General features: G+C 40.9%; 19 protein-coding genes. 8 read left to right on the forward strand and 11 right to left on the reverse strand.

The window, feature by feature from the left end:
- Nucleotides 1–183: 183 nt before the first annotated feature.
- From GXP67_RS28415 to GXP67_RS28435, 5 genes are all read right to left on the reverse strand, one after another.
- Nucleotides 184–633 (reverse strand): nuclear transport factor 2 family protein, encoded by a 450-nt coding sequence (locus GXP67_RS28415; RefSeq protein ID WP_162446267.1) that lies wholly within the window; start codon nucleotides 631–633, stop codon nucleotides 184–186.
- 162 nt (nucleotides 634–795) lie between these two features.
- Nucleotides 796–1,164: a phosphoribosylpyrophosphate synthetase gene (locus GXP67_RS28420; protein WP_162446268.1), complete on the reverse strand. Its 369-nt coding sequence runs from the start codon at nucleotides 1,162–1,164 to the stop codon at nucleotides 796–798.
- A gap of 49 nt (nucleotides 1,165–1,213) precedes the next feature.
- Nucleotides 1,214–1,711, reverse strand: coding sequence for a hypothetical protein (locus GXP67_RS28425; protein WP_162446269.1), 498 nt, complete (start codon nucleotides 1,709–1,711; stop codon nucleotides 1,214–1,216).
- Nucleotides 1,712–1,843: 132 nt separating this feature from the next.
- The gene (locus GXP67_RS28430) at nucleotides 1,844–2,467 is read right to left on the reverse strand and encodes a sll1863 family stress response protein (RefSeq protein WP_162446270.1); all 624 of its coding nucleotides are present in this window, start codon (nucleotides 2,465–2,467) and stop codon (nucleotides 1,844–1,846) included.
- A gap of 118 nt (nucleotides 2,468–2,585) precedes the next feature.
- Entirely contained in the window at nucleotides 2,586–2,933 is a 348-nt protein-coding gene (locus GXP67_RS28435; protein ID WP_162446271.1) for a translation initiation factor, read from the reverse strand.
- A 246-nt stretch (nucleotides 2,934–3,179) separates the two neighbouring features.
- On the opposite strand from GXP67_RS28435, the gene GXP67_RS28440 reads away from it, so the two are divergent.
- The 3 genes from GXP67_RS28440 to GXP67_RS28450 all read left to right on the forward strand — a co-directional run bounded on the left by GXP67_RS28440 (nucleotide 3,180) and on the right by GXP67_RS28450 (nucleotide 5,461).
- A complete protein-coding gene (locus GXP67_RS28440; protein ID WP_162446272.1) occupies nucleotides 3,180–4,244 on the forward strand; it encodes a hypothetical protein in 1,065 nt (354 codons plus the stop codon).
- Nucleotides 4,245–4,287: 43 nt separating this feature from the next.
- Nucleotides 4,288–4,920 carry a hypothetical protein gene (locus GXP67_RS28445; RefSeq protein WP_162446273.1) on the forward strand — a complete coding sequence of 211 codons (633 nt, stop codon included), beginning with the start codon at nucleotides 4,288–4,290 and terminating at the stop codon, nucleotides 4,918–4,920.
- A gap of 193 nt (nucleotides 4,921–5,113) precedes the next feature.
- On the forward strand, nucleotides 5,114–5,461 hold the full coding sequence (locus tag GXP67_RS28450; RefSeq protein WP_162446274.1) for a cyclic-phosphate processing receiver domain-containing protein: 348 nt from the start codon (nucleotides 5,114–5,116) through the stop codon (nucleotides 5,459–5,461).
- Nucleotides 5,462–5,482: 21 nt separating this feature from the next.
- On the opposite strand, the gene GXP67_RS28455 is transcribed toward GXP67_RS28450, so the two are convergent.
- The 3 genes from GXP67_RS28455 to GXP67_RS28465 form a co-directional block, all read right to left on the reverse strand.
- Nucleotides 5,483–6,376: a DMT family transporter gene (locus GXP67_RS28455; protein WP_162446275.1), complete on the reverse strand. Its 894-nt coding sequence runs from the start codon at nucleotides 6,374–6,376 to the stop codon at nucleotides 5,483–5,485.
- Nucleotides 6,377–6,415: 39 nt separating this feature from the next.
- A complete protein-coding gene (ispE, locus tag GXP67_RS28460) occupies nucleotides 6,416–7,228 on the reverse strand; it encodes a 4-(cytidine 5'-diphospho)-2-C-methyl-D-erythritol kinase (RefSeq protein WP_162446276.1) in 813 nt (270 codons plus the stop codon).
- A 154-nt stretch (nucleotides 7,229–7,382) separates the two neighbouring features.
- Nucleotides 7,383–8,042 carry a DinB family protein gene (locus GXP67_RS28465; protein WP_197901577.1) on the reverse strand — a complete coding sequence of 220 codons (660 nt, stop codon included), beginning with the start codon at nucleotides 8,040–8,042 and terminating at the stop codon, nucleotides 7,383–7,385.
- Nucleotides 8,043–8,290: 248 nt separating this feature from the next.
- Between GXP67_RS28465 and GXP67_RS28470 the strand changes: the two genes are divergently transcribed.
- From GXP67_RS28470 to GXP67_RS28480, 3 genes are all read left to right on the forward strand, one after another.
- On the forward strand, nucleotides 8,291–9,532 hold the full coding sequence (locus GXP67_RS28470; RefSeq protein WP_162446277.1) for a glycosyltransferase family 4 protein: 1,242 nt from the start codon (nucleotides 8,291–8,293) through the stop codon (nucleotides 9,530–9,532).
- Between the two features lie 128 nt (nucleotides 9,533–9,660).
- Complete coding sequence (locus GXP67_RS28475; protein WP_162446278.1) at nucleotides 9,661–10,278, forward strand: sugar transferase; 618 nt, start codon at nucleotides 9,661–9,663, stop codon at nucleotides 10,276–10,278.
- A 239-nt stretch (nucleotides 10,279–10,517) separates the two neighbouring features.
- Entirely contained in the window at nucleotides 10,518–11,459 is a 942-nt protein-coding gene (locus GXP67_RS28480; RefSeq protein ID WP_162446279.1) for a DUF2167 domain-containing protein, read from the forward strand.
- A gap of 69 nt (nucleotides 11,460–11,528) precedes the next feature.
- On the opposite strand, the gene GXP67_RS28485 is transcribed toward GXP67_RS28480, so the two are convergent.
- From GXP67_RS28485 to GXP67_RS28495, 3 genes are read right to left on the reverse strand one after another with little or no spacing between them, the layout of a single operon-like run.
- A complete protein-coding gene (locus GXP67_RS28485) occupies nucleotides 11,529–11,948 on the reverse strand; it encodes a RidA family protein (RefSeq protein WP_162446280.1) in 420 nt (139 codons plus the stop codon).
- A gap of 35 nt (nucleotides 11,949–11,983) precedes the next feature.
- Nucleotides 11,984–12,640, reverse strand: coding sequence for an IS630 family transposase (locus GXP67_RS28490; RefSeq protein WP_162442048.1), 657 nt, complete (start codon nucleotides 12,638–12,640; stop codon nucleotides 11,984–11,986).
- Nucleotides 12,641–12,645: 5 nt separating this feature from the next.
- Complete coding sequence (locus GXP67_RS28495) at nucleotides 12,646–13,128, reverse strand: helix-turn-helix domain-containing protein (RefSeq protein WP_197901563.1); 483 nt, start codon at nucleotides 13,126–13,128, stop codon at nucleotides 12,646–12,648.
- A gap of 177 nt (nucleotides 13,129–13,305) precedes the next feature.
- Between GXP67_RS28495 and GXP67_RS28500 the strand changes: the two genes are divergently transcribed.
- Both GXP67_RS28500 and msrA read left to right on the forward strand, forming a co-directional pair.
- The gene (locus tag GXP67_RS28500; RefSeq protein ID WP_162446281.1) at nucleotides 13,306–14,103 is read left to right on the forward strand and encodes a universal stress protein; all 798 of its coding nucleotides are present in this window, start codon (nucleotides 13,306–13,308) and stop codon (nucleotides 14,101–14,103) included.
- A 223-nt stretch (nucleotides 14,104–14,326) separates the two neighbouring features.
- The gene (msrA, locus tag GXP67_RS28505) at nucleotides 14,327–15,001 is read left to right on the forward strand and encodes a peptide-methionine (S)-S-oxide reductase MsrA (RefSeq protein WP_162446282.1); all 675 of its coding nucleotides are present in this window, start codon (nucleotides 14,327–14,329) and stop codon (nucleotides 14,999–15,001) included.
- The last annotated feature ends 18 nt before the right edge of the window (nucleotides 15,002–15,019 follow it).

The following is a 15,019-nucleotide window of genomic DNA, read 5'->3' on the forward strand; positions in this document are numbered from 1 at the left end:
TGAAAAAAATAATAGCTCTTTTTTGTCTGATGGCATTTTTGTCTTCCTGTGTCCGCTATACGCCTATGCAACAATCATGGCAGCCGAAGTCGCATAACAAGATGCCTAATAAAACACCCAGAGCTTACAAAAATTAAGCATTTAGTTAGCCTTTTTAGCTTCTTCTTACATCGTACTGGAAGGCTACTGCTCCGGAATCCGGGTTGATTGCCAGCTTACCTGTTGCCAGTGTCCTTTACGTTTGGCATATACATCCATAAAGCGCAGGTGAAGCGTATTCGTTTTTCCTTCCTGCTCTACCACTACATCTGCTCTGCCAGTAATAATTCCAACCGACCCCAGCAGGCGTACTTTCACTTCATCCGGCTGTACTGATCTATAAATTAATTTTTGGGATTTAAGGGTAGCCAGAAACTCCTGTTTGTTTTCTACCACGGCGTTGCTGTGGGTATAGACCAGATCGCTGGCTAAAAGTTGTTCTAGTTCCGTCTGGTCATTTTCGATCATGGCTTCAAAGCGCCTTACCTGGGTTTGTAACAGTTCATCTTCGGTTTTCTGGGCAAGTGCAGGCAAGGCCAGGAGCCATATACTAAACATGAAAAAATGGCGGAGGAGATGTGTAGAGAAGTTCATAGAATGCAGTTTTAGGTTAAGATGAACTACTTATGGAAACAAATTCATTGTATCTGATTTATGTATTAAGGTACAATTTTTTATAAATAGTATGATATATCCTGTAAAAATAAAACCCGCATAAATCTAATTTATGCGGGTTTTAGACGGTTAATTGGTTACTCAGACTGCTTGCGACGAATCTGTTTCGATTGGTATGCTTCTAAAGAATTCGCTGAGCCGCCTGCTTGAATAAGTTCCGAAGGCATCTATGACAATCCCTTTTTCACCGCCTTCACATTCGAGGGCATATACTACCGACATATCATCTGGATTAGAAGCACCTTCGAAGCGATAATGCTCCCGGATCTTCAGCTGATCGCTGTTATAGCACTTCTCTGAGGTAAGGGATTGTAACTGGCAAGGTGCGCTTTCCTTTTCTTCTTCAGAGCCAGGCGAGTCAATAACTTTAAAATCACTATCATAGCCTCTTTCTTTAAGATCCTTGGTGGCATCTACCAGGTCGCTGTAATTATTGCTTGAAGTTCCCATGTGTAATGGTTAATAGTTTAGGTTAAAAAAATGATAAGTATCCGAAAATTTATTTTCTATTCATGTGAGTGCTGTAATTCTTGTCAAAAGCATCCCAGGTATTTTCCAGTTCAGTACCGGCTTCTGTTACCTCCTGTTTCATTTCGGCCCAGGTGTCTGCCGTAGCATTTTCCATTTGCTCGATTTTGTTATCCAGGTTATCCCGTTTGATTCGGAGGGAATTGATACTTTCCTGCATGGCTTTCTTGGTTTTATTATCCATAGATGCCATTTTGTTTTCATACGTTTGTAAGTCACGGTCGATGCGATTGCTTATTTCACGCTGGCTCATCACCAGGTCATCTCTTTCACGCATCCAGACACTGGCATCATCTTCGCCCATTTCATTGGTTTCGGCATCAGCATCGTTTTCGTAAGCCTCATTAGTATTGGTTTTGTCGGCTGTATCGTTTTTGCGGTCGGTATCACAGGCACTTATCCAGCCCATCACACTTACAATCAGTAAAGCATGAAAAGTATTTTTTACTTGTTTCATTACATTTTCCATAGCATTATCAGGTTAAGGTTAAAATAGGTTAATTGTTACTATATGGGAAGTTGTACGTAAGCTTTTACAGACAGGTTTGATTTAGCACAAGTAAATCAGCTGTTGTTGCAACGTAAATCCTGCACAAAAGACTTAGTTATTATCATTGTCATACTCATCTTCTACCCGGTCAGCAGCCTTTTTTAGGTCGTCTACTGCATCACTCACGCCTGTTTTTAAACTTTGCCAGGCAGATTGGGTAGAGTTCTCCAGTTTTTCGAGTTGAGTATCGAGTGTAGTCCGTTTTACTTCCAGTTCCTTTAATTCCCGCTGCATCTTAGCTTTTGCTTCTTTGCTGTTTTCTTTGATCTCAGCACCAGTCTCTTTACTGGCAGCATTAATTTTCCGGCTGAGAACTTCTATGCGTTCATCCAGTTTTTTGCTTTCTTTCCGGATAGAGGCTACAAACTCATCTCTGGTTTCCTCTAGCTCATTCCCGGTTTTTCTGGCCGCTTCTCTGGTTTCGCTGGCTATTTCTTCCCCGGCTGCTTTGGTTGAAGCACCTAGTTCATTGGCTGCTTCTCTGGTATCTGCAGCAGCTTCACGGCCGGCTTCTTTCACATCCTGCCTGGTTTCTTCTGCTTCTCTTTCAATTTCTGCATCCGCCTCATTTGTGTTTCTATCCTGTGTATCGCAGGCATTTATTCCTGCCAGTACTGCTGCTAAGAACAGTAATACAGAAATACGTTTTGCTACTTCTTTTCTTAATTTTTCCATGGTTCAGATTCGTTTGATTTTAGTATGTGCAACAGAAAATTTTACGTAAACCAGCTCAAATAAGTTAGCGAGGATGAAGCAACAAAAAGCAGAAAAATTATATTTAGTATTTTATACGCTATCCGCCGGCTTTTTTCGCTTTGTAGCCTTCCGATAGGAGCAGTTGCAGAATTTTATCCCGGAAGTCGCCTTGAATGATGATTTCGCCTTCTTTGGTACTGCCGCCCACCCCACATTTTGACTTTATCTTTTTGGCGAGTATTTCCAGGTCTTCAGCGGTACCAATAAATCCGGTGATTAAGGTTACCTGTTTTCCGGCTCTGGCTTTTTTGTCCAGAAATACTTTCAGGTTCTGCTGCGCTGCAGGTAAGGTTTGTATTTGCTCCTCAGAAGAATAGTTGTATTCAAAATCAGAATTAGTGGAATATACCACACCTTCGCGGTTTTTGCGGTTATCTTTTGCCATAGGTCTAATAGTTTAATATTTCAATAATTATGTGAAGGTAAATGGTGATTTTTATTAATTTAGATGTATCTTTTTATATTTTGTGTGCGTACACGTAATACCCATTTTTACGTTCGGGCTAAAAAACAGCCATCAATAATAAATTAATTGCTATTTACAACTGAATTTCAGACGATTAAATCTGCTTGTTTGTTTAGCCGGGTTTCTCCTGCTGGTTGATTTATATTTAATTTAAATACTACCTGTATGATAAATATAGTTACCTGCATCTGTGTTGACAAAGATGATAAGGATGAATCTGTTTATCCCCGGATGAATTACCGTACCAGCCAGCAACGCCGGCTCATTTACTGGAAATGCGCTGCTGTGTCTTTTGCCACTTCTATCCGGTGTAATCCTGGCATCCGGCATATTTTGTATACCAACGATCATACAGCCGTCCGTTACAAAGGACATGATTTGCGGGCTTTTCTCACAGACCTGGGTGTAGAAATCCGTTATTTACCTTTTGAAATATTCAAACCCTTCCCTGGGGTATCTAAAAAATTCAGGAATGCCTTTTATAAACTGGATGTGATCAGCGAGCTGGGAAAACACGAAAACGAATATAATGTACTCTTAGATTCAGATTGTGTATGGGTAAAAAACAGCCTTTCTTTTTTTCAGGCCATCGATCACGAAAAATTACTGGTATATGATTGTTATCAGCGCACAGATCCCTATGAAAAGCGCAGTGGCCTGAACCGGATGGATCTGGGCGAAATGTTCAATCGTATTGATCCAGCCTATCCTGTAGCCGCACCTATTCATTATGGCAGAGAAATTATTGGCGGAAACGGAAGGATGTTCCGGGAAATATCTAATCAGATGCATCAATTCTTCAGACATGTGCTGCAAACCTATGGTAATGATCCGCCACGTTTCCCGAACGGGAATTCTATTTTTGATTATGAGGAATACGTTACAAGTTTTGTATACAATAAAATGCCCGACAGATTGATAGAAGCCGGGGATCTAATTCATAGAGTGGCTGCTCCTTATCAGAAAAATTCTCTGGCTGCCATGAATTATACGATCTGGCATTTACTCGCTGAAAAAAGACTGGGCTTTATGTTTTTGTTTAAAAAAGTATTTGACTTAAAGTCTGCCTTCTGGAAAATACCCCTAGATAATCTGGATGAATATATAAGCAAACATATGGGAGTATCCAGGCGTAAATCTGTGATTGAAAAGTACCTGGTACGGGTTTATAAGGCCTGGTATGCAGCACAGTTTATTGTCCGGCGCAAACTCCGCAAACTCAGTTTTTAAGTAAAGGGTTGAATTTATAAGCAGATTTTTGTAAATTAGGCGTATGAAAAAGATATTCTCACTGGCAATATATATAATGGCTGCATTTTCGTATGTACAGGCTCAGGAATCTGATGAAACCCCTCAACTATATAAAGTGCGCAATAAAGCCACTGAACCTACTACTGAGCTTGAGCCATATCGTCCTTTGCAGTTTAACATGCAGGCTGGGACCAGTGTAGGCGTAATAGGCAGGAATCATTCTTTCTGGAGTAATTACCTGGCACCTCAGGCGAGCTACCAGTTAGGCCGCCGCTGGAATCTGAATGTAGGAACCATGTTTTCGTATACCCAGTTTGGTACAACTGCCAGAGGCCGGGAAGCCGGACAACCTTCGCCGAATGGTTATTTTCAGAATTTTGTATATGCGCAAGGGCAATACCTGGTAAATCCCCGATTGCAATTAACCGGAACTGCTTTTTATGAAACCACCCGTTTTAATGGACTAACCATGAATCCACAGGCAACTAATCTGCAATCCAAAGGTTTGTCGATGCATGCTGATTACAAGGTTTCAGAACATTTTTCTATTGGTGCCGGTGTGCAGATCTCTAATGGCAATTCTTACCTGGGAAATGGCTTATATCAAAGTCCTGCGTACTTCCCCAGAGCCGGCCGCTTTAATTCAGGTTGGTAATCAAAATTTCTGAATTAATTACCGCTATTTTTTTACAATACAGCCATAGCAGGAGTTACTATACTATCCCTTTTAATGCTGCCTATGGTGTTCCTGGGGGTATTCAGTTTAGCTTTATTGTTCTTCGTCTATGTGGGTATCCGGGTGTATAGGGAACTGGAAAAAGACAAAAGGAACAAATTAAAATAAGCCTATGCCGTATAACCTTTTTCTGGATGATCTGCGGACTGTTGACATGGTGTATAAACATCTCATCGATACTGATTTTGTAATCGTACGGACATACCTGGACTTTGTGTCCTATATTCAGCAGAACGGGTTGCCTGATTTTATCAGCTTTGACAACGACCTGGGCGAAGATGCCGCCGGAAATTTACTCGAAGATGGCTATGCAGCTGCCAAATGGCTTGTATACGAAAGCGGATTAGACCTAAGGAATTTTAATTTCAAGGTACATTCTGCTAACCCAGTAGCCAGAGTTCAGATTGAATCTTTATTGAACAATTATATTGCTTTTCTGAATAAAGAGAAAGGATTATAAGATTTACTTTTGATAGGCTACTCACTTCATTACTTCTGCTTTCCTGCCTAATCTCAAATACTGGCGGATCTGATTAAAATTTACATTCAGAAATATGCCGGTCAACACTACAAACATACCCATACAAGTAGCCACACTTAGGGTTTCTCCGAAAAACAGGTATCCTAACACCAGTGCATAAATAATGCTGGTATAATTCAGATTAGATATTTTTACGGCATCTTCCATCTGGTAGGCTTTAATCATGAGGAGTTGAGCTGCCTGTGTTAATACTGCCGTAGCGAACAGAAATATCCAGTCATTCCAACTATACACAGTCATTGACCAGTTTCCGGGTAAAAAAGGTAAACTCAACAGAATTGACAGAAAAGAAGTATATAAAACAATCGTAAGCGGATGTTCGCTTTGTATCGCCTGGCGGATGGTAATATAGCCAAAGGCAGAAAACAGGATGCTGAGCAATCCAAGCAGAAAATAGATAAGCTCAACATGAGGATCGAAGCCTTTGATAACAATGATGCCTGAAAATGTGAATAGAAATAGTAGCCATTGCAGGGGATGGACACTTTCTTTTAGAATAATAAACGCCAGGATTGCTATAAAAATAGGGGAGAGGTAACCAATAACAGCCGTGGTTGCCAGGGGTAAATGTGGCAGGGAGGCATACGATAACATCAGGGCAAGCGAACTGAAGAAAGCCCGGCTAAGTAGAAATTTTTTGTTGCTGCCCAGCAAAGATATGCTGTATTTTTTGATCAGCAGAAACCCCAAGATTAAAGAGACAACTGCCCTGAAAAACACAATTTCCATGCTGGGCACATGAGCCAACAGCTTCACAAAAACATTGCTGAGCGCATACAGAAAAACGGCAAGCGCCATATATACAATCGCCTTTGAAAGTTTGATACTGGTCATTGGCTTCGCTGAACTTGCATGCGGTATTGGTTAGTTGTTCTATCCTAATTTTCCTTGCCAGATCATAAAGTTTGGAGGGAAAATACCTGTTACATCTTTTTCTTTCTCAAAAATGCCATATACCGTAGATCCCGAACCAGACATACTAGCATATAAGGCACCTTGCGCATATAAAGTATTTTTAATGTCTCTAATCACCGGATATTTGGCGCACACGGTAGTTTCAAAATCATTGCTCAGGCGGTATTTCCAATTCTGAATAGGTAAAGCTAAAGTTTCCTTAACGGCATATTCAGGCTGTTTTGGTATTATTCCGGCATACGCTTCAGCAGTGCCTACATGTACCTGCGGATTGACGAGTACAATAAAGTATTGGCTCAGATCTACCTGGATGTCTTCAAACTGGTCGCCTTTGCCAAAGCAATATACCGGCTCATTGCGGATAAAAAAGGCACAATCGCTGCCTAAAGGACGGGCATAGGCTTCCATTTCAGGTGTTTGTAAACCCAGATTAAAGAGACTATTGAGTACTTTAATAGTAAATGCGCCATCGGCAGAACCACCGCCCAAACCTGCACCAATCGGAATAGTTTTATGCAAATGTATATGCACAGGCGGCAGGGAATGGTCTTTCTGCATCAAGTGGTAGGCTTTTGCACACAAATTTGTAGCCGGATCACCTGGAATTGCAATACCAGTGCTGCTGAAAGCAAAACCTTGCGCCGGAATAATTTCAAGTATATCCGTCCATTGTACGGGATAGAAACAAGATTCAATATTATGAAAACCATCAGGGCGTTTTTCGGTAACATACAAGCCCAGGTTTATTTTTGCATTGGGGAACGTAACCATCGTAAAGGCGAATTACCGATTAATAATGACGATTTAAAAGCTAAATCCATTCATTTTTTCCAGTAAAACATGGAAAAGCTGTCAATACTCTATGAGTTTTCTGTAATGGAATTTCCCAATAATTCAGTTTTAATTAATAATGGCTTCAATTCCTCTAATCTTTTGCTGCTTTTGCGCCGGGCAATCTTTTCCTGACCCAGGTAATTTGTCCGCGGTGATTGCCAATATGTTCAGCTACATGAAACCACTTACAATAGTTATTGGTGGGCTGATCACTAAAGAAAGCCGGGTCAACTGTCATCAGCCACTGGTCGTCACGTTGTTTGAGTTCTGATAAGGTCTTATCCCGTACCTCTTTTAGCTGCGAATGATAATAATCCAGAGGCTTGCCTTTTATTTGCTTCTGTGCTTCTTCACCCAGGCCCATGGCTATGCCCCACTTTTTCTTGTTCTCCGGACTGAAATCTTTCAAACTATTAAAGGTTAAGTCCTGATAAATCACTTCGGTGGCCGCCAGATGCATGATTAAAGCGCCGATTGTATTTGATTTGGCATCATGCAGGTAGTCAAGTTCTTTTACACTTAGGCCTTTTATTGCACTCATCAGGCTGTTTTGCATCCAGTTCATCATCGTTACGAGCGTTCCAACCTGGGGAGAATAGCCGTCAATTGGACCGATGATATGAATACTATCTGCAGGTTTAGTGTTTCCGGTGGCTTCTAGGTCCGGGAGCAGCGTAATGCCTGAAATGAGCCCTGCAGAAGTCATGATAAAATTTCTACGGTTGGTGGGGTGGTTGCCAGTATTGTTCATAAGATAAGTGTTGAAATGATAGTTGATACTATGTAGAATGGATGACGATTTACCGCTTAGTGTGGTGTAAGAATATGATATGCAACTCATTAGCTATACAATAGCTAAAGTAAACATAGTTGAATAGAATTGATAGTAGAATAAGAAATATTTTGAACGGTATTTTAAGAAGATAGAGCCTGTGTAGCCGAGTTAATTAACCACCCCTTTGAGGAGAAATTTCCATAATTACATGCTACCTTTGCCTCATGCATATTTTGTTGATTCATCAATATTTTCTGGAGAAAGATGATCCAGGTGGCTCCCGTTTCAATGAAATGACTAAAGTATGGGCTGATAATGGGCATACGGTTACGGTAATAGCCGGGATGGTGCATTATAATACCGGAAAAAAACGGGAGAAACATAAAGGCAAATTTATTGCAAAGGAGCAATATGAGGATAATGTTACCGTATATCGTTGTCATGTGTCGGAAGCCTATAATACCAATTTTCTGGGCAGGTTATGGGCCTATTTTTCCTTTGTATTTTCAGGAATTGTTTGCGGAATTTTCCGGGCCAGGCAAACATATGATGTCATTGTAGTAACTTCTCCACCCTTATTTGTAGGAATAACAGGCTATGTACTTTCCAGATGGAAGCGGATTCCGCTGGTTTTTGAAGTGCGGGATTTATGGCCCGAATCGGCCATTGACACAGGCGTACTCACCAGCAAACCTATCATCCGTTTTGCGTATTGGTTTGAAAAATTCATTTACAGAAAATCAAAGTTAGTGAACACACTCACGCCTGCTTTCCGGCAGAATCTGATTGAAAAAAAAGGAGTACCTGAACATAAGGTAGTCATGATTCCCAATGCAGCCGATTTTTCTTTATCAGAGGAGTTATTACGCAGCTTTGATGCTTCTACTTTCCGGAAAGAAAAAGGATGGGAAGGAAAATTTGTGGTAACCTATGTAGGGGCACATGGGGTGGCGAATCACCTGATCCAGCTCATCGAAGCGGCCGAATTACTGCGGAATACACAAAGCCATATTGTGCTGATCGGGGAGGGAATGCAAAAAGCCATGCTGAAAGAGGAAGTGAGAAAACGCGGTTTACACAATGTGCAGTTTGTGGATGCCGTACCCAAACGGGAAGTGTTCAAATATATTCTGGCCTCTGACCTGGGGACTTCAGTATTGAAAAAAGTGGATACTTTTAAAACCATTTATTCCAACAAAACCTTCGATTATATGTCGTGCCAGAAGCCGATTTTAATGGTAATTGACGGCGTTTCCAGACAACTTGTGGAAGAAGCGCAGTGTGGGGTGTATGCCGAACCAGAAGATGCCGGGGATATTGCTGCTAAAATCAGCACCTATATGTCGTATAATGGAGAATTAAAAGAGCAAGGCTTGAATGGATACCAATTTGCCCGTAAATATTTCGACCGGCAATATCTGGCTAAAATGTATCTGCAAGAGCTGGAAAAGGTCATTGGCCAGTAGGTAGTGGTTAATTGTCTACAAAAAATATTAGTTTAAAATGGCTAAATGGCTAAATGGCTGAATTGTTAAATGGTTAAAATAGGCGTGGCTCACCACGTAGTTTGTAATTAGTCATTCGTAATTAATTCATGTACCGGAAGTTTTTCAAGCGGGTAATAGACATTGGTGTTTCAGTTGTTCTGTTAGTACTTACTTTACCCTTTACTTTGCTTACCATGCTCCTGCTGGCATTTGCCAACCAGGGAAAAGTCTTTTTTATCCAGCAACGTCCGGGATTGCATGGTAAACCTTTCCACATTATCAAATTCAAAACCATGAACGACCGGAAAGATGCACTGGGAAACCTGTTGCCAGATGCCATCCGGCTTACACCCATTGGCCGGTTTGTGAGAAAAACCTCTATTGATGAATTGCCGCAGATGCTCAATGTACTAAAAGGCGATATCAGTCTGATCGGACCCAGGCCTTTGTTAATGGAGTATTTGCCTTTGTATAATGCCAGGCAAGCCCGCCGGCATAACGTAAAACCTGGCATTACCGGCTGGGCACAAGTGAATGGCCGTAATACCATTTCCTGGGAACAAAAATTTGAATATGATGTGTATTATGTAGATAATCTATCATTTGCTTTAGACCTGAAGATATTTTTTCTCACCATCTACAAAATTCTCCGCACCGAAGGCGTTTCTGCCGGTAATCATGCCACTACCGAAAAATTCAGGGGAAGCTACTTATCAGAATCTTAAATATAATTTATTTCTCTGCTTATAATGCGATATTGCATTAACTTCCTCTTTCATTTCGCAAGCAAATTTGAGATGAGGCTGGAAAAGAGTATTCTCCGGTAATTATTCTTTTCCAACTACGCATTGGTCTGCTATTTCATATTTGATTTGCTTGTTCCTCATTCTTGTCAACCACCTATACTTACTTTTTTCATACTGAAAAGAATTTACAGCACAGTAACATTCTTATACTCCCTTTTATGAAAAAAACACTTTTACTCTTTTCATTTACCTTAAGCTCTTTGTCGGCTGTGTTTGCCCAGACCGCTCAGGATTCATTAGCCTTAATGGCACAAGCGTATCAGACCTATACTGATTCTATTAATGCCAGTATGAAATATGAAAAAGGCACCATCAAACTCAGTAATGGCATTGCTACTATCAAAGTGCCGGCAGGGTACAAATACCTGGATGCCAAACAAAGCAATTATGTGCTCACCGAGCTTTGGGGTAACCCCGACAGAGGTTCTTCGCTGGGTATGCTATTTCCCGAACATGCCGGGCCTATGAGCGACTCTTCCTGGTGTTTCAACATCGAATATGATGAGATCGGCTATGTGGAAGACGATGATGCAGAAGATATCGATTATGAAGAACTGCTTACGACCATGAAACAGGAGGTAACCGATGCGAATACAGACAGAGTAGCCCAGGGATATGAAAAAGTGGAACTGGTCGGATGGGCTTCCAATCCTTTCTATGATGCAGATAAGAAAATCTTACACTGGGCCAAAGAGATAAAATTTGGGGATAGCGAAGAAAATACACTCAACTATAATGTTCGGGTGCTGGGACGAAAAGGCGTATTGATATTAAATGCCATTGCTTCTATGAATGACCTCAAAGCCGTAAAGGGAAATGTACATGCGGTTACCGATATTGTAGCTTTCACGGATGGAAATAAATACGAAAATTTCAATCCGGATGTAGATCAGGTAGCGGCGTATTCAATTGGCGGTTTGGTGGCCGGAAAAGTATTGGCCAAAGTAGGTTTTTTTGCCGGTCTGCTGAAATTCTGGAAAGTGATTGCCATTGCTATTGCCGGCGCGGGTACTTCGCTGTGGAAATGGTTTACAGGCAGAAGGGAAAACGATGAACGCAGAACACTTAATCAACCTGAAAGAAGATCATTGGAAGGATAATATCCACTGAAATAAATTATTGTTCATTCATGCAAAAAGCCCGTTTATCGGGCTTTTGTTTTGTATGCATCAAGGTGTTATTATTTCTGAGATTGCTTCAGCATCTATTTCAATCAGAAAATCCAGATCTGCGAGTGCTGCTACACCAATAAGGGATAAAGCCGGCAAGCGGTTCTCAGGAAAAAACATTCGTAATTCCTCCCTGATAATAGCTGCCTGTGCATATTGATAATGTACCACATAAACCACCAGCTTTACCACATCACTTACCTGAGCGCCAGCAGATGCTAAAGCTATTTTCAGATTTATAAGTGCCTGATGGGTCTGGGCTTGCAGATTATCTTTTCCGGCAATAATTTTATCTGCATCTACCCCTACCTGTCCGGAAATATGAATGAGCCTAAGTCCATTTTTCTCTGTAACTACTATCTGGGTAAACATATTACTCCAGTCAGGTAAAGCTGGAGGATTTATGTAGTGCTTTTTCATATTTTTTATGTTTGCTCCCTAGTAGTCTATAAACATTAAATAGTCGGGTATAGTTTTTTGAGTTTAACCCTGGCATCTTGATTGGTGAACTGCCAATTAGCTTTTACTGCTTTGTTATTTCTGCTCTCCTGCCAGGCGCTTAGCTGTTTTATTAACTCATCCTCTGTGGCAATGTGCCTGTCAAGGCAATCTCTTTGTAACACTGATAGCTCTATTTCTGCCATATTGAGCCAACTGCCATGAGCCGGGGTAAAGATAAACTCTATCCTGTCTAAATACGCTTTAGCTTTCTCAGGTTGATAAAGTTCATAAAAAGCACTTGGTTTGTGAGCCGACAAGTTATCCTCTACTAAAGTGATTTTCTCGCATGCTTTGTAAGTAGTATCCAACAACCGGCTTAGAATCTTTACCCAGGTGAAACGGTTGTGGTTTTGCTCCACAAAACAATATCGTTTACCGGCTAATGGCTCAAAGACCATATAGATATCACGCACTCCATGTCTTGTATAGATACTGTCCTGATACTGTTTTCCATCTTTGCCTATGAAGTGTTTGCTTTCAATAAGTTGTTTGGGTGATTCATCCAAAGTGACCAGCAGCTGCTTTTCATCATATGGCCTTTCATAGACTGAAATCACTTTTTCCATTTGATAAACAAACCCTGCATTTTGTTTAGGGGGGATCACCCACATGGGCCTCAGCCAAGGCTTAAGCTCATTTTTTTTAACAGGCTTGCCACACTCGTATGGGAAATGGAGTCAATCACCTTGAGTTCTACTAATCTGTCTGCCAGCAGTTGCAGTTTCCATTTTGCCTGTCCTTGAGGCGGCTCACTACAGACTAATGCCAGCAGATGCGCTTCTACCTTCCCATCTATCTTTTTGTCGCTTCTTAATTTTCTTGTTTTCTTATCAAACATGCCCATGCCCTGCTCACAAAAACACTTACGGATACGCTCCACACTTCTGGTAGATAATTTATAAGTTTCTGCCAACTCAGTCTCACTTTGCCTGCCTGTTGTTTCATCGCTGGCTAACAGCACATAGGCTTTTTGAATATCTTTGGCCTTTCGGCTGCCTTTATTTATCCAACTACTTAAGATCCTTCTTTCTTCAGCACTGAGGGTAATTCGATAAATGACCATGGCTTTTTTGATCAAATTACCTAATTTACCTGACATCTTATATTTTATGAACTACTAGTGAATAAATAGGATTTGGTTGTTAATCGGTATATGTCTATTTTACCGCATAAATATTGACTAGGCTTTTCCTGGAAAAAATTAACAATAACTTAATTTTTGATAACTGAGTAAAGAAAAAAGTAAGTTGTAACATTAGTAGCTTAGATTTTATTTATGAAAACCATACTTTTTCCTACGGATTTTTCCAAGAATGCAGCAAATGCCCTCAATTATGCAGTGGAAATAGCCGGCTTATTATCAGCCCGTATTGTGGTGTTGTATACCATACGGAGCTTAGCCGACCGGGATACATTTATAACCAAAGATACATTTAGTACACCGGAAGGTGCCGAAAAGGCATTAATTAAGCTTCAAACAGACATTTCAGCCAAAGTGACCTGCGAATATATAATAAAAAAAGGAGCCATTACTGATGAAATAGTAGCCACTACCAAACAGCAGCAGATTGACCTGGTGATTATGGGAACCAAAGGAGCAGGAGATGTGCCTGATTCTCTGGCAATGCTTAATAGTACTACGGCCAATCTGGTAAGTGAAAGTGTTTGTCCGGTACTGGCTGTACCGGCCGGTTACCGCTATCAGCCCATCCGGAGAGTAGTGCTGGTGGTGGATATGGATGAGGTAGAAGAAACAGTGTTGCGGCCTTTTATTGAGCTGGTAACCGTGTTGAAAGCCGAAGTAATTCTATTAACTATCGTTTCTGAAAAGGAGAAAGTGCCGGCTCAATCCAGTAAATTAACCCAGTTACTTGAGTCATTTCCATTTACTACCCACACCTTGACTGACCCGGATGTGGTAGAAGGGATACAAGCCTTTATCCGCACCCATCAGGCAGATTTACTTACTGTAGTTGACCGGAAAAAGAATTTCCTGCAATCGCTTTTTGCAGATAATATCAGCCAGAAACTTGCTTTGCATACTAAAATTCCATTGCTGACCCTGGGCGAGTGATAGAATTACAGAATTACTGAATGACAGAAAAAATAAAAAATAAATTCAGTAATTCAGTAATTCAGTAATTCAGTAATTCAGTAATTCAGTAATTCAGTAATTCAGTAATTCAGTAATTCAGTAATTCAGTAATTCAGTAATTCAGTAATTCAGTAATTCAATACGCCATCAATCTGACAAACCTTTTCTATCGTAAGTGTGTTACCACTATAAACAAACATACATGCGTACACTTCTGTCTTTACTGCTGTTGCTAGTTAGCGGAGCTTTTCTGTTTGCTTCATGCCGGCAGTCACCTAAACAAGAACGGATACAACTCAACAAACAAATGGTTACAGACACAACAAAAACCCTGGAGGCTGCTACTTTTGGAGCCGGCTGCTTCTGGTGTGTAGAAGCCGTTTTCCAGCAACTGGATGGCGTAAAAACGGTTACTTCCGGCTATACCGGCGGACAAGTAGAAAATCCGACTTACAAACAAGTATGCAATGGAAATACCGGACATGCCGAAGTAATTCAGATCACTTACAATCCGCAGGAAATAACCTTTACCGAACTTCTGGAAGCTTTCTGGTCCAGCCATGATCCAACAACCCTCAACAGGCAGGGAGCCGATGTAGGTACTCAATACCGTTCAGCTGTTTTCTACCATAATATGGAGCAAAAGGAACTGGCCGAAAAGTATAAAAAAGAATTGAATGCATCTGGCGCTTTTAGCAGGCCGGTGGTTACCGAAGTTAGTCCCATGACTAAGTTTTACAAGGCTGAAGATTATCACCAGAACTATTTCAATGAGAATGGGGATGCCCCTTATTGCCGCATGGTAATTGCACCTAAGCTGGAAAAATTCAAAAAAGTGTTTAAAGACAAACTGAAAAAGACAGCGGCTAAAAGCTAAGTTTTTATTCTACGGTTA

Origin of the sequence: Rhodocytophaga rosea, from assembly GCF_010119975.1 — a bacterium.
GTDB classification, from domain to species: Bacteria; Bacteroidota; Bacteroidia; order Cytophagales; family 172606-1; genus Rhodocytophaga; species Rhodocytophaga rosea.